Below are 14,325 nucleotides of genomic sequence, written 5' to 3' on the forward strand. Positions count from 1 at the left end.
GGAATATTAACATAAAACCTATAAAAAGTAAAGTAGAATCAAACAAAAGTGAAGGGGGTTGCGTTAAATGAAAGGATAGGGTAGAATATAATGTAATAGAACGTTATACTAATGAGGTGATTAATTTGAAATTCAATAAAATGCAAGGAGCTGGTAATGATTTTTTACTTTTTGATGGAGTAAAAAATAAATATGAAAATTATTCGAAGATAGCCAAAAAACTTTGTGATAGACGTTATGGAGTTGGAGGAGATGGTATAATGATTGCGGAGGAGAGTCAAAAAGCTGATATAAAAATGGTTTATTATAATTCAGATGGTTCAAAAGGTGAGATGTGTGGAAATGGAATTAGATGTTTCTCAAAATTTATTTATGAAGAGGAAATCGTAAAAAAAAGCGAAATAACAATAGAGACAGGCGATGGAATAAAAACAGCTTATTTAACTATAGATGATAAAAATAAAGTGCAATCAATAATGATATCTATGGGTAAAGCAAGATTAAATTCTAAAGAGATTCCAGTATTAATAGAAAAAAATAAAGTTATAAATGAAAAAATAAGTATTGATGGTGAAGATATAATTTTTTCAGCTGTATTAATTGGAGTTCCACATGCGGTAATAATAAGAGAGGATTTGGAGAGTGTTGATGTAAATACTCTGGGAGCAAAGATTGAAAAAGATAAATTATTTCCTAAAAATATAAATGTAAATTTTATTCAAATTTTAGATAAGTGTAGAATAAAAATAAAGACATGGGAAAGAGGAGCTGGAAGAACACTAGCTTGTGGAACAGGATCATGTTCAGGAGTTTATATTTCTAATTTATTAGGATTAGTTGAGGATGAAGTAGTTGTAGAAACAGAGGGCGGAGTATTAAAAATTAAATTACAAGGGGATGAAGTATTTATGATAGGAACAGCAGAAACCACATTTAAAGGAGAGATAATATGGGAATAGCAGAAAAATTAATGTTTATTCTTTTTTTAATTTTGATAAGTGCATTCTTCTCTATGGCAGAGATATCTTTGGCAGGAGCAAGAAAAATTAAATTACAGTTATTAGTAGATGAAGGTAATGAAAATGCAAAAAAAGTTATTAATCTTCAAAGTAATCCAGGTAACTTTTTTACAACTGTACAAATAGGATTAAATATAGTAGCTATATTAGCTGGTATAATTGGAGATGGAATATTATCACCAATAATAAATAAATATATAGGAAATCCAACAATAGCATTTTTGATATCATTTATATTTGTAACAGGATGCTTTATTGAGTTTGCAGATTTAATACCAAAAAGATTAGCAATGGTTTATCCAGAAAAAATAGCGCTTACTTTAGTAAATCCAATGACTTTAACAATAAAGATTTTAACACCGATTGTATTTATATTTAGTGGTGTGGCTAATTTAGTTTTTAAAGTGTTTAATACACCAAACTCAAGAGATGAATTAATAACTCATGATGATATTTTTGCATTGGTAGATGCAGGAGCAGAAGCAGGAGTAGTACATACAAAAGAGCATCATCTAATTGAAAATGTGTTTGAACTTGAGCAAAGATGGGTATCATCAGCAATGACAACAAGAGATGAAATAGTATATTTTACTTTAGAAGAAACAGAAGAAAGCATAAAACAAAAAATAGCAGAGTATCCACATTCTAAATTCTTGGTTTGTGAGAGTGATATAGATTCTATATATGGATATGTTGGTTCAAAAGATATTTTACCTAGAATTTTAAAAGGAGAATCTAGTGGACTTCAAAATATAAAAGAGATAACAAATAGAAATATTTTAATTATTCCTAATACACTTACTCTTTCAGAGATGCTAGATAGATTTAATGAAGCTAGAGAAGACTTTGCCGTAATATTAAATGAGTATGCTCATGTTGTAGGAGTTATAACTTTAAATGATGTTGTTTCAACTTTAATGGGGGACGTAGTTTACCCAATGCAAGAGGAGTATATAATAAAAAGAGGAGATGGCTCTTGGCTAATAGATGGAGTTACAGCTACTGAGGATGTAAAAAAAGTTCTAGAAATAGAAGCGTTTCCAGAAGAGGATAGCTATGAAACAATAGCTGGCTTTATGATGTATATGTTGAAAAGTATACCTAAAAAAGGTGCTCACATAGAGTTTGATGGTTATAGTTTTGAAGTGGTAGATGTAGATAACTTTAAAATAGATCAACTTTTAGTTATAAAAGAGGAAAAGAAATCAGAGGATGATTTAGAAAATAATGAGAATGAATAAAAAAAGGTAGCTTTACAAGCTACCTTTTTTATTATCTTGTTATATTTTGTTCTTTAGCAATTCTTTTAACCTCTTCAGCAACAACAGTAGCCACTCTTGGATCAAAAGCATTTGGGATAACATATTCTGGCGTTATTTCATCGTCTTGAATTAATTTAGCAATTCCAACGGCTGCAGCAATTTTCATCTCTTCAGTTATTTTTTTAGCTTTAGCATCAAGAGCTCCTCTGAAAATTCCTGGGAAAGCTAAAACATTATTAACTTGATTAGGGTAGTCCGATCTACCAGTACCTACAATTTTTGCGCCTCCTGCAATAGCGTCTTCAGGCATAATTTCAGGATTAGGGTTAGCCATAGCAAAAACAATAGCATCCTTATTCATAGTTTTAACCATATCAACTGATAAAATATTAGCAGCAGAAACTCCTATAAAAACATCTCTTCCAATAACAGCTTCTTTAAGTCCACCTTTAATATTTTCAGGATTTGTAATATCAGCTATTTCTGATTTTAAGAAATTGTAGTTAGCTTTATCGTCTCTGTTTATAATACCATCAATATCATTAACAACAATATCTTTTGCACCCATTTTAATAAGAAGTTTGATAATTGAACTACCAGCAGCACCTGCTCCACTAACAACAAATTTAGCAGATTCAAAAGATTTATTAACTAATTTAAATGAATTGATAAGAGCAGCTACAACAACAATAGCTGTTCCATGTTGATCATCATGGAAAACAGGAATATCAAGTTCATTTTTTAATCTTGTTTCAATTTCGACACATCTAGGAGCAGAAATATCTTCTAAATTTATACCCCCAAATCCAGGTGCGATTAATTTAACAGCTTTAATAATCTCTTCAGTATCTTGTGTATCTAAGCAGATAGGAAAAGCATCAACATCTGCAAATTGTTTAAAAAGAATAGCTTTTCCTTCCATAACAGGGAGAGCAGCTTCAGGACCAATGTTTCCTAAACCTAGTACAGCAGAACCGTCAGTAACAACAGCAACCATATTTCCTTTAGATGTATATTTATATACATTTTCAACATTTTCTTTTATTGCTAAACAAGGAGCAGCAACTCCAGGAGAATAAGCTAAACTTAGTTCCTCTTTATTTGTAACAGCAACTTTTGACACAACTTCAATTTTTCCTGAATGAGTCTCGTGTAGCTTTAAAGATTTTTCAAAAACTGTAGACATAATATATTACCCCTTTAATTAAATTTATTTTGAGCTATTTCTAGCTATTTCATATAGGTCATTTCCTTCGCAATCATTTATAACGATTGCTGGGAAGTCAACAACTTCAAGTCTTCTAATTGCTTCAGCACCTAAATCCTCGTAAGCAATGATTTCACTACTTTTTACAGACTTAGCAATTAATGCGGCAGCTCCACCAACAGCTGCAAAATATATAGCTCCATTTTTAACAATAGAATCTTTAACTTTTTGATCTCTTGCGCCTTTTCCAATCATTCCTTTTAAACCTTGATCTAAAATAGCAGGAGAATATGAATCCATTCTATAACTAGTAGTAGGTCCACAACTTCCAATAGGTTGTCCAGGTTTAGCAGGAGTAGGTCCAGCATAATAGATAATTTGTCCTTTTACATCAAAAGGTAGTTCTTTACCTTCTTCTAAAAGTTTAACTAATCTAGCATGTGCAGCATCTCTAGCAGTATAAATAACACCAGTTATAGAAACGGCATCACCAGATTTTAATTTTTTTATATCTTCATCTCTTAACGGAGTAGTTAATTTTATCATAATGTTACCTCCTTGTGTCTAGCAGCATGGCAATTTAAGTTAACAGCAACTGGTAAAGATGCAAAGTGACACGCTTGAGTTTCAACTTTAACAGCAAGAGCAGTAGTTTTTCCACCAAGACCTTGAGGACCAACATTAGTATCATTTATTAATTTTAAAAGTTCAGCTTCTAACGCTGCAGCAATTGGATCAGGATTAATATCTTCAATTTCTCTTAGAAGAGCTTCTTTAGCTAATTCAGCACATCTTTCGAAGTTTCCACCAATTCCAACACCAACAACGATAGGAGGACAAGGATTTCCACCTGCGTTTTTAATACTATCAACAACAAATTTTTTGATACCCTCTACTCCATCAGCAGGTTTGAACATTTTTAATGTACTCATATTTTCAGACCCACCACCTTTAGGGGCTACAATAATTTTAACTTTATCAGAACCAGGTACAAGTTTAGTATGAATAACAGCAGGAGTATTGTCCTGTGTATTAACTCTATCTAGAGGATGTCTAATAACAGATTTTCTTAAATATCCATCTTTATATCCCTTAGCAACTCCAGCATTAACAGCAGAGTAAATGTCTCCATTGATTTTAACTTCAGTTCCAATTTCTAAGAAAACAACAACAAGACCAGTATCTTGACACATAGGAACATTATCCTTTGCAGCAATCTCGTCATTCTCAATAATTTGACTTAAAATAACCTTCCCCAATTCACTAGTTTCTGTTTTTTGGCATTCTTTAATTTTGTTTAAAACGTCACTGCCAATAAAGTAGTTAGCTTCAATACAAAGTCTAGCAACTTCATTAGTAACTAAATCTAAATCTAGTACTTTCATTTTTCCTCCTTAAATTTCCGTGTATGCTTTTTTATTAATAAAGAAAGGTACCATCCTTTCCTAAATAGTAAAGAGGCACCTTCTTAAAAAACTACTTTTTGATTTTAACTCTCATTAAAAGGTCTCCTATTTTAACATCTCCAGAAGCAACTACTTCAAGCGCTTCAACTTGGTCCATGTTTGCAATAATAACAGGAGTTTTTGTTGATTTAGCATGTTCTTTAATGTAAGCTAAATCATATTTAATAAGCTCATCTTTAACCTCTACAGTTGATCCAGGTTCAGCAATTCTAGTGAATCCTTCTCCATTTAATTTTACTGTGTCAATTCCAAAGTGAACTATTAACTCAAGTCCGTTAGGAACTTCAAAACTAACAGCGTGGTTAGTAGCGAAAATATCAATTTCACCAGCAACAGGTGAGCAAATTGCTCCTTCAGCAGGATCAATTCCACATCCATCCCCAATCATTTTTTGAGAAAAAGCGTCATCTGGTATTTCGCTTAAAGGAATAACTTTTCCGTTTAATGGTGAATAGATATTAAACCATTCATCCTCTTTTTTCTTTTTAAAGAAATCAAATAATCCCATAGTCAAATCTCCTTTCAAATAAAATGCGAAATATATGTAATATTATTTCACATTTAGTTCATTAAATCAATAATATTTTTTAAAAAAAGCATACAAAGAATAAAAGAAAAATCTATGTACTATAAATAAATTATATCATAAGATTTATTTATTTTCCTAGCAATTCTTTTATTTTTTTAATAAAATTATCAACATCCTCTTTTGTGCTGTCAAAAGATGTAACAAGTCTTACTTCGTGGATATTTTCATTCCATATATAGAAATAAAAAGACTTTTGAAGTTCAGAAATTATTTCTTTAGGTAAAATAGCAAAAACAGCATTAGCTAAAACTTCTTTTGTTACAGGTATTTTAATTTTTTCTAATTCTAATTTTAAATATTGAGCAATATCATTTGCATTTTTAGCACATTCAAACCAAACATTGTTTTTTATATAAGGAATAAATTGAGCAGACATAAATCTCATTTTTGAATACAATTGAAGATTTTGTTTTCTTATCCAAGAAAATTCTTTAGCTAATTCTTTATTAAAGAATATCAAAGCTTCACCAAACATTAAGCCATTTTTAGTACCACCAAAAGATAAAACATCAACTCCTAAATCTCCAGTCATTTCTTTAAAAGAACATCCTAAAGCTACAGCAGCATTAGAAATTCTTGCTCCATCCATATGCAAAAGCATATTATTTTCCTTAGCAAAATTAGAAATAGCTTTAATTTCATCTAATGTATAAACAGTTCCATATTCTGTAGTTTGGCTGATTGAAATAATTTCAGCTTTTGGTTTATGAAAGTTGTTTTTAAAAGTTAACCATTTTTTAGCAGATTCTAAGTCAAGTTTTCCATCTGTACTTGGAACTGTAAGAAGTTGCATACCAGTTATCTTGCTAGGCGCTCCAGTTTCATCTTGTACAATATGAGCATTCTCAGGAGTTATAACAGCAGATGCTCGAGCTTTCATTCCTTCTAGTGCTAATACGTTAGCTCCAGTACCATTAAATACAAAAAATACTTCAACATCCCCAAATATATCTTTGAAGCATTCAATTGCTTCTTGAGTGATTTCATCTGCTCCATAAGCAGAAACATGGCCGTTATTAACTTCAATTATTTTTTCTAAAATTTTCTGATGAACACCACTATAGTTATCACTAGCAAAAGATTTTTTCATAAATTATATTACCTCCCAGTATATTTATTTTAATACATTATAGTTTTTTTCTTTATAAAAAGCAAAAATAAATAAAACTTGACAAAATTGGAAGAAATCTTTAATATTTAGATAAAGATTATATTTAATTTGAACCATATATACTCCGAATATGGCGGAGAGTTTCTACGAGCTACCTTAAATAGCTTTCTATGGGTCACAACTTAGTATTTTTTATTAAGTTTTTTGACCTGTTTTTGCAGGTCTTTTTTATTTTAGTCAGTAATTATTATAAAATATTAAAATAAATCTAGGAGGGAAACATGGAAAAATTGTTTCAATTAAAAGAGCACGGAACGACAGTAAAGCAGGAGATAATAGCAGGGATTACAACATTTTTAACAATGGCATATATCATATTTGTTAATCCCTCAATATTATCAATGACGGGAATGGATAAAGGTGCATTAATAACAGTAACATGTTTAGCATCAGCGATAGGAACAGCTATAACAGCATTTTGGGTAAATGCACCATTAGCTATGGCACCAGGAATGGGATTAAATGCATTTTTTACTTTTACACTTGTTTTAGGAAATGGAGCAACATGGGAACAGGCTTTAGGAGTCGTATTTATATCTGGAGTTATCTTCTTAGCTCTAACATTTTCAGGATTGAGAGAGAAAATAATTGATGCTATACCGGCTGAAATTAGGTTAGCTGTGGGAGCAGGTATAGGTTTATTTATAGCTTTTATAGGAATGCAGGGAATGGGATTAATTGTAAGTAATCCAGCAACAGTGGTGGCTTTAGGAAAATTTAATTTAAATGTTGTTTTAGGATTAGTAGGTTTTGCAATCATGGGATTCTTAGAGATGAAAAAAGTTAAGGGTGGAATTTTAATAGGAATTGTGGCTACAACAGTTTTAGGAATTATATTTGGTGCAGTTCAATTACCATCACAAATAATATCAATGCCTCCAAGTCCAGCACCGATAGCTTTAAAACTTGATGTTTTAGGAGCAATTAAACCGATATTTTTAGGATCAATTTTTTCATTTATGTTTGTTGATTTATTTGATTCTTTAGGAACTATAATGGCTTGTGCTCATGAAGCTGAAATGATAGATGAAAAGGGTAAGATAAAAAATGTTAGTAAAATATTAGAAGCTGATGCAATAGCAACAGTAATAGGTTCTTTATTAGGAACATCAACAACTACAACATTTGTAGAGTCGGCTTCAGGAATAGCAGTTGGTGGAAGAACAGGATTAACAGCATTAACAACAGCAATATTATTTGCTATTTCATTATTCTTTTCTCCAATTATTGGAGTTGTACCAGCGTTTGCAACAGCTCCAGCTCTTATACTTGTAGGAGTTTATATGTTTAAAAATTTATTAGATATAGATTTCCATAATATAGAAGTTGCAATACCTTGTTTCTTAATAATAATAATGATGCCATTAACTTACAGTATATCAATTGGAATTTCTTTTGGATTTATTTCTTACATATTAGTATGTTTATTTGGTGGGAAAATTACACATGTAAAGCCTATAATGTGGGCGATAGGATTTTTCTCAGTTGTAGAATTAATGTTTAAATAAAAAAAGGAGCTAAGCTCCTTTTTTTTATGCATTCTTTTTTAAAGTTAGTTTTTCAGTTTTAAAGATAAAAGACATTCCAAAAGCTATTAAAGCTGGTATAACCCAAGGAAATCCGTGATTAGCAAGAGGAATAAAGCTTAAATCTACTTTTAACATTTCAGCTATACTGATTATTAAAGTTACTGCAACAACAGATTTAAAGGTAAAGTGATTTTTAATACCAAAAATATTTAGTAAAATAAGAACGATAGTAACTGGATAAAGTATTACTAAAACAGGTACAGATAAACTAATTATATAGTCTAATCCAGCAACAGAAAGTATTGTTGAAAAAATACAAATTCCAAGAGCTATTTTTTTATAAGATATTTTAAATAGTTTTGAAAACCATTCACTAGCTAAAGCAACTAATCCTACAGAAGTTGTTAAACAAGCTGCAGCAACACAAATTCCAAAAGCTATTTTCCCAATATTTCCAAGAGTCATTTCTGCTAAAGTTAGTGTTGTTTGAGCAGTTGTAAGACCTTTTATACTACTAATTTGTGCTCCTAAATAAATTAAGCTTAAATAGATAAATCCAAGACCAATAGCAGCAATAAATCCAGCATTACTTAAAAAAGATTTTTGTTCATTTGTATCAGTTACTCCCTTTCCTTCAAGTCCCCTAATAATTATAACTCCAAATAGAACAGAAGCTAAAGCGTCCATTGTCTGGTAACCGCTAACAAATCCATAAGAGAAAGGATTTCCATTTATTATAGAGTCAACAGGAGTTCCTAAATCGCTAGTTATTCCTAAAATAGTTATTAATGAAAGAATCAATAAGATAATAGGTGTTAAAAATTTACCTAGAATATCAGTTATACTTGATTCATTTAAAACTAAAAATAAAGTTACTCCAAAGAAAATAACAGATGTTAACACAGCTATAATAGTAGGGTTTGAATTAGGAAATAAGGGTAAAACTCCCATTTCAAAAGTAGTTGATCCAGTTCTTGGTATAGCAAATAGAGGACCTATAACTAATATTAATATAGTAGAGTAGATTGTATTAAATTTATTTGAAACTTTATTTGCAAACTCATCTAGACTTCCAACTTTTGTGAATGCAAGAATTCCAAGTAGTGGTAAACCAATTCCAGTTAGAAAAAATCCTAGACCAGCTTCAAACCAATCTTTTCCTACAGCTACTCCAACAGAAGGTGGGAATAGTAAATTTCCTGCTCCAAAAAACATAGAGAATAGAGCGAAACCTAAAATTAAAATTTCTTTCTTTTTATTCATTGTAACCTCCAAAAAATTAGTATTATTGTAATAAAAAAATGTGTGTGTTTAAATAATTAGAAAAATTGTATCAAAAAATCAGGAAAAAATCAAGAATAAAATAATGAAAAAAAGGTATGAATGTACTAAAAAAATAGTATATAGAACAATAAAGTTTAGAAAAAAATATAAGAACCCTTTAAAAACAACAGGTTTGTTTTCCAAAAATACGAACAAAAAAATAAAAAAATTGTTATCTATTAAACAGGAAAAATAAATGTTAGGATTATTTTATAAAATATTAAGGATAAATTAAGGAGGAGTTATTATGGAAATATTGAAATCTATAATAAATGGAACTAATGCAATTTTGTGGGAAAAAAATGTGCTTGTAGTAATGCTTATTGGAATGGCTTTGTATGCTAGTTACAAAACTAAATTTATGCAAATTAGATTATTTGGAGAAATAGTAAAAACTCTAAAAGGTGAAAAAACAAATGGAGAAAAAATAAGTTCGTTAGAGGCTTTTTATTTGGGAACAGCTTGTAGGGTAGGAGCAGGAAATATAGCTGGAGTTGTAGCAGCGATATCAATAGGAGGACCTGGTGCATTATTTTGGATGTGGATAGTGGCATTACTTGGGGCTTCAACAGCATTTGTTGAATCAGTTCTATCTGTAGTTCACAGAGAAAAAGATTCTAACGGAAATTATAAAGGTGGAACGCCTTGGGTTATAAAAAATAGATTAAAAAAGAAATGGTTAGGGATAATTTATGCAGTAGCTTCTGTGATATGTTATATAGGAGTTATTCAAGTTATGGCAAACTCTGTAACTGAATCAGTAGTTGGAGCTTATAAATTAAATCCAACAATAATTTCAATAATATTAGCACTATTAGTTGCATTAACAATTTTCGGAAAAGGAAAAAAAGATAAAATTGTGACAGCATTAAATAAAATTGTTCCTGTAATGGCTTTTATGTATTTAGTAGTTGTATTATATGTCCTTTTAACTAATATAACAGAAATACCAATGGTCTTTGGAAAAATATTCTCAGCAGCATTTGGAATAAATCAATTTGCAGGAGGAGCTTTGGGTGGAGCAATTATGCAAGGGGTAAGAAGAGGATTATTTTCTAATGAGGCAGGAAGTGGCAATGGGAATTACGCAGCAGCCTTAGCAGATGTAGATGAACCTGTAAAACAGGGAATGATCCAATCGTTAAGTGTTTTTGTTGATACATTAGTTATTTGTAGTGCAACAGCCTTCGTTGTATTATTAGCAAATGATTCTGGTTTAAGTGATTTAAATGGAATGGTACTATTCCAAGAAGCTTTAAAGAGTCATATTGGCTGGATAGGAATACCTTTTACAGTAGTAATCTTATTTTTCTTTTCTTTTAGCACAATACTTGGAGTTACTTTTTATGGAAGAAATGCATTGCAATTTATTAGTGAAAATCCTAAAGTAAATACATGTTATCAATTAATAGTTGTGTGGATGGTTTATATTGGTGGAGTTGAGCAAAATTATTTTGTCTGGTCTTTAGCTGATTTTGGATTAGGATTAATGACTGTAATTAATATTGTAGCGATAGCTCCGCTAATAAACGAAAGTATTGTATATTTAGAAAAATACGAGCAAAAATTAAAGGGATATGCTAAAATAAACCCATAAATTATTATAGAGTTATGGGGGAACTGAAGTATGAAAAAAGTAAGGGTTACAGTTTCAGAAGACATTTGGAGACTTTTAAAAAAAGATTCAGAAGAGTTTGGAATAAACAATAATAAATTATGTAATTTTATTTTAGATAAATTTAAATACACTAAAAAATTTGATATTGATAAGTTTATAGAGCCTCAAGGAAGACCTTTAAAAAAAGTTATACAATTTGACTTAAATGTAGCTAATAAAGGTATATATTATGATATTTTAAAGGCAAATGATGTAGAGATAGAAGCTGAATTTTTTAGAGATCTTTTTGAAATATACTCATCACAATTTAAGTATCAACGAGAAATCTTTATATTTCAAGATACTTACAAAATAGTTTTAGAAGCTATAAAAAATAAATCAAAAATGAGAATACTTTATATGGAAGATAATTTAATAATATCTCCATATTTTATAAAAAGAGAGGATCAAGGAGATGAAAATTTTATATTTGCTTATGATGATGAGAATAAAATTTATAGAAGCGTAAAATTAAAAGATGTTGTCATTTTAGGTGTGTTAAACGAAAAAATTCAAATTAGAGATAAAAAATATATTGAAAATATGAGAAAAAATTTTGATCCATTTTTAGGAGAAAGATTATTAATAAAAGCTATTTTTACTCCAATAGGAGAGAGTATGTTAAAAAGTTTTACTAACTATAAACCTAAACTTATAAAAAAAGATGAGAATATCTATCAGTTTGAAATGACTTTAGAGAATGCCAAGTTTTACTTTGCTTCTTTTCTAAAAGAAGTTACAATAATAGAGCCACAAAAATTAAGAGATGAACTAAGAAGTTCTTTTTTACAAGCATATAAAATTTATGATGATAAAAAAAATTAAAAAACTTGAAAAAGTAAAAAAAAAGTGTTATTATTTACAAAAATTAAAATTAATTATCAAAATAAAGGCAATCTTTTCTAAATAGGTTGCCTTTTTAATAATATTTATTTTATATGGGGAGGAAAAGAATGAATAAAAGAAAAGAGATTTTAGTTTTGGGCTTGGCATTATTTTCGATGTTTTTTGGGGCGGGGAATTTATTATTTCCACCATCTCTTGGAGTAGCGGTTGGGCAAAGTTGGCTTATAGCAGGAATTGGATTTTTTATAACTGGAGTTGGGTTACCATTACTTGGAATTCTTGCTTTTACAAAAGGTGGAAGTTTAGATGAGTTTGCAAGTAAAGTTTCTAAAAAATTTAATACAGCATATTTAACAACATTAATTTTAGTAATTGGACCACTATTTGCAATTCCAAGAACGGGATCAACTACTTTTGAAATGGGAGTATTACCACTAATAGAAGGGATAGATCCTAAAATAGCTGCAATAGCTTGTTCTGTTATATTTTTCGGGATAACATTATTTTTAGTTTTAAATGAATCTAAAGTAACGGATGTTTTAGGAAAATTTCTAACACCAATTATATTAATAATTTTAGCTTTAATAACAATCTTTGGAATTTTAAATCCAATTGGGCAACCTGTGGCAAGTGTAATAGAAGGAAGTCAATTTTCATATGGATTTATAAATGGTTATCAAACAATGGATGCATTAGCTTCAGTTTTATTTGGTGTAATAATAGTAAAAGGATTAGAAGGAAAAGGTGTTACGGATTCTAAAGAACAAAAAGTTTTTTTAACTGGAGCAGGATTTATAGCAGCATTAGGATTAGGACTAATATATTTTAGCTTAATTTACCTAGGAGCTCAAATTAGCAGTATACAAAATTTGTCCACAGCTCAAACAGCGCTAATGGTAGCTGAATTAACATTAGGAAGTTCAGGAAAGATTGCATTTGGTATTTGTGTAGCAGCAGCATGTTTAACAACTTCTGTAGGATTAACAGCATTGGTGAGTGATTGGTTTTCAAAGTTAACAAATGTATCATATAAAAAAGTAGCTATTATAACATGTATATTTTCAGCAATATTAGCAGTGGCAGGTTTAGACTATATCATAAGTTTAGCTGTACCAGTTTTAGTAATTCTTTATCCAGTTACTATTGTATTGATTGTTTTAAATATTTTTGGAGTTGAAAATAGAAATTGTTTTGCCTTTGCAACGATAATTACTTTAATTATAAGTATTTTAGAAGTTTTAAAAGTAAACTTATCATTTATACCTTTGTCAAATTTAGGTTTTGCATGGATTATTCCAGCAATAATTGCCTTTTTAATTGGAAAAGTTATAAAAAATTAACTAGAAAGTTTGTTTGTATATACTTAATATATTAAAATAGAACTCAATCATATTTTGATTGAGTTTTTTTAATATTATCTTGAAAAAAAAGGATAAAGGGTGTATAATCTCAAACTGTATGAAAAAAAATCAGGAGGGAAAAAGTGAAGGTTTATTTAACAAACAAAGAAACAACAGAGCAAGTTCTTCTTTTAGGAGAGAATAAGGGACATTACTCGTTTACTAAAACTACTTTACTAGGATTTATGGGAGGAGTATACATAGCACTTTCAGCTTTAGGAAATTTAATAGCTAACTTTACTGTAGGTGGAGGCGCTGGAAAATTTATAGGAGCAGCTGTTTTCCCAACAGGATTAATGCTTGTTGTATTGGTAGGAGGATCATTATTTACAGGAGACTGTTTGGGATTGCTAGCTTTTACTAAGGGAAAAGTAGAAAAAACAACATATACAAGAAATTTATGTGCAGTATGGATAGGGAATTTTTTAGGATCAATATTTATAGCGTATGTGTCTTACTTAGCAGGAAATTATTCATCACCAGAATTTTCTAAATATGTAGTTGGAGTTGCAGAACATAAAGTTCATCTTACATTTACAGAAGCAGTAGCAAGTGGATTTTTATGTAACGTATTAGTTGCTATTGGTGTATGGTTTGCTTTAGCGGCAAAAGATTTAGCAGGAAAAATATTAGCTATTTGGTTTCCAATAATGTTATTTATCTTAGGAGGATTCCAACACGTGGTTGCTAACATGTACTATGTAAGTATAGGGAAAATACTGATGTCAACAGTATACTCACCAAGTGAAATGGCAATTCACTTTTTAGCTGTTACAATTGGAAACTTTTTATCTGGAGCATTATTCTTACCGTTAATATATAAAAAATTATATATGAATGATTAATTAAAAAGGAG

At 29.9% G+C, this 14,325-nt stretch carries 13 protein-coding genes and 1 riboswitch; of the genes, 7 read left to right on the forward strand and 6 right to left on the reverse strand.

Features of this window, described 5'->3' with window-relative positions; all coding sequences use genetic code 11:
* Positions 1–125: 125 nt before the first annotated feature.
* On the forward strand, positions 126–959 hold the full coding sequence (gene dapF, locus MKD34_RS02915; RefSeq protein ID WP_240219639.1) for a diaminopimelate epimerase: 834 nt from the start codon (positions 126–128) through the stop codon (positions 957–959).
* Positions 950–2,260: a hemolysin family protein gene (locus tag MKD34_RS02920; RefSeq protein WP_240219640.1), complete on the forward strand. Its 1,311-nt coding sequence runs from the start codon at positions 950–952 to the stop codon at positions 2,258–2,260. The genes dapF and MKD34_RS02920 overlap by 10 nt, the downstream gene beginning before the upstream one ends.
* A 31-nt stretch (positions 2,261–2,291) precedes the next feature.
* Here MKD34_RS02920 and MKD34_RS02925 read toward each other — a convergent pair whose 3' ends face one another.
* The 5 genes from MKD34_RS02925 to MKD34_RS02945 all read right to left on the reverse strand — a co-directional run bounded on the left by MKD34_RS02925 (position 2,292) and on the right by MKD34_RS02945 (position 6,633).
* Positions 2,292–3,467, reverse strand: a complete 1,176-nt coding sequence (locus MKD34_RS02925; protein WP_023051821.1) for an NAD(P)-dependent malic enzyme — start codon at positions 3,465–3,467, stop codon at positions 2,292–2,294.
* 24 nt (positions 3,468–3,491) lie between these two features.
* Positions 3,492–4,034, reverse strand: coding sequence for a Fe-S-containing hydro-lyase (locus MKD34_RS02930; protein ID WP_185891776.1), 543 nt, complete (start codon positions 4,032–4,034; stop codon positions 3,492–3,494).
* The gene (locus MKD34_RS02935) at positions 4,031–4,873 is read right to left on the reverse strand and encodes a fumarate hydratase (protein ID WP_240219641.1); all 843 of its coding nucleotides are present in this window, start codon (positions 4,871–4,873) and stop codon (positions 4,031–4,033) included. Before MKD34_RS02935 ends, MKD34_RS02930 begins: the two co-directional genes overlap by 4 nt.
* Before the next feature lie 91 nt (positions 4,874–4,964).
* Positions 4,965–5,462: a PTS sugar transporter subunit IIA gene (locus MKD34_RS02940; RefSeq protein WP_240219642.1), complete on the reverse strand. Its 498-nt coding sequence runs from the start codon at positions 5,460–5,462 to the stop codon at positions 4,965–4,967.
* 148 nt (positions 5,463–5,610) lie between these two features.
* On the reverse strand, positions 5,611–6,633 hold the full coding sequence (locus MKD34_RS02945; protein ID WP_240219643.1) for a threonine aldolase family protein: 1,023 nt from the start codon (positions 6,631–6,633) through the stop codon (positions 5,611–5,613).
* 114 nt (positions 6,634–6,747) lie between these two features.
* Positions 6,748–6,845: riboswitch (purine riboswitch) on the forward strand.
* A gap of 90 nt (positions 6,846–6,935) precedes the next feature.
* Here MKD34_RS02945 and MKD34_RS02950 point away from each other — a divergent pair.
* Positions 6,936–8,222 carry an NCS2 family permease gene (locus MKD34_RS02950; RefSeq protein ID WP_240219644.1) on the forward strand — a complete coding sequence of 429 codons (1,287 nt, stop codon included), beginning with the start codon at positions 6,936–6,938 and terminating at the stop codon, positions 8,220–8,222.
* A gap of 24 nt (positions 8,223–8,246) precedes the next feature.
* Here the strand turns inward: MKD34_RS02950 and brnQ (MKD34_RS02955) are convergent, their stop codons facing one another.
* Positions 8,247–9,506 (reverse strand): branched-chain amino acid transport system II carrier protein, encoded by a 1,260-nt coding sequence (brnQ, locus tag MKD34_RS02955; protein WP_240219645.1) that lies wholly within the window; start codon positions 9,504–9,506, stop codon positions 8,247–8,249.
* 307 nt (positions 9,507–9,813) lie between these two features.
* On the opposite strand from brnQ (MKD34_RS02955), the gene MKD34_RS02960 reads away from it, so the two are divergent.
* The 4 genes from MKD34_RS02960 (at position 9,814) to MKD34_RS02975 (ending at position 14,314) form a co-directional block, all read left to right on the forward strand.
* Positions 9,814–11,163, forward strand: coding sequence for an alanine/glycine:cation symporter family protein (locus MKD34_RS02960; protein ID WP_240219646.1), 1,350 nt, complete (start codon positions 9,814–9,816; stop codon positions 11,161–11,163).
* Positions 11,164–11,193: 30 nt separating this feature from the next.
* The gene (locus tag MKD34_RS02965; protein ID WP_240219647.1) at positions 11,194–12,048 is read left to right on the forward strand and encodes a WYL domain-containing protein; all 855 of its coding nucleotides are present in this window, start codon (positions 11,194–11,196) and stop codon (positions 12,046–12,048) included.
* A gap of 128 nt (positions 12,049–12,176) precedes the next feature.
* Positions 12,177–13,409: a branched-chain amino acid transport system II carrier protein gene (gene brnQ, locus MKD34_RS02970; RefSeq protein WP_240219648.1), complete on the forward strand. Its 1,233-nt coding sequence runs from the start codon at positions 12,177–12,179 to the stop codon at positions 13,407–13,409.
* A 143-nt stretch (positions 13,410–13,552) separates the two neighbouring features.
* Complete coding sequence (locus MKD34_RS02975; RefSeq protein ID WP_023051832.1) at positions 13,553–14,314, forward strand: formate/nitrite transporter family protein; 762 nt, start codon at positions 13,553–13,555, stop codon at positions 14,312–14,314.
* The last annotated feature ends 11 nt before the right edge of the window (positions 14,315–14,325 follow it).

Source organism: Cetobacterium somerae (assembly GCF_022430525.1).
In the GTDB taxonomy this organism is placed as follows: Bacteria; Fusobacteriota; Fusobacteriia; order Fusobacteriales; family Fusobacteriaceae; genus Cetobacterium_A.

Excerpts from the sequence above, each read along its gene's own strand:
- brnQ (WP_240219645.1), bottom strand. The coding sequence starts at position 9,506 with ATGAATAAAAAGAAAGAAATTTTAATTTTAGGTTTCGCTCTATTCTCT.
- brnQ (WP_240219648.1), top strand. The coding sequence starts at position 12,177 with ATGAATAAAAGAAAAGAGATTTTAGTTTTGGGCTTGGCATTATTTTCG.
- MKD34_RS02960 (WP_240219646.1), top strand. The coding sequence starts at position 9,814 with ATGGAAATATTGAAATCTATAATAAATGGAACTAATGCAATTTTGTGG.
- MKD34_RS02945 (WP_240219643.1), bottom strand. The coding sequence starts at position 6,633 with ATGAAAAAATCTTTTGCTAGTGATAACTATAGTGGTGTTCATCAGAAA.
- MKD34_RS02925 (WP_023051821.1), bottom strand. The coding sequence starts at position 3,467 with ATGTCTACAGTTTTTGAAAAATCTTTAAAGCTACACGAGACTCATTCA.
- MKD34_RS02935 (WP_240219641.1), bottom strand. The coding sequence starts at position 4,873 with ATGAAAGTACTAGATTTAGATTTAGTTACTAATGAAGTTGCTAGACTT.
- MKD34_RS02920 (WP_240219640.1), top strand. The coding sequence starts at position 950 with ATGGGAATAGCAGAAAAATTAATGTTTATTCTTTTTTTAATTTTGATA.
- MKD34_RS02930 (WP_185891776.1), bottom strand. The coding sequence starts at position 4,034 with ATGATAAAATTAACTACTCCGTTAAGAGATGAAGATATAAAAAAATTA.
- MKD34_RS02965 (WP_240219647.1), top strand. The coding sequence starts at position 11,194 with ATGAAAAAAGTAAGGGTTACAGTTTCAGAAGACATTTGGAGACTTTTA.
- MKD34_RS02940 (WP_240219642.1), bottom strand. The coding sequence starts at position 5,462 with ATGGGATTATTTGATTTCTTTAAAAAGAAAAAAGAGGATGAATGGTTT.
- MKD34_RS02950 (WP_240219644.1), top strand. The coding sequence starts at position 6,936 with ATGGAAAAATTGTTTCAATTAAAAGAGCACGGAACGACAGTAAAGCAG.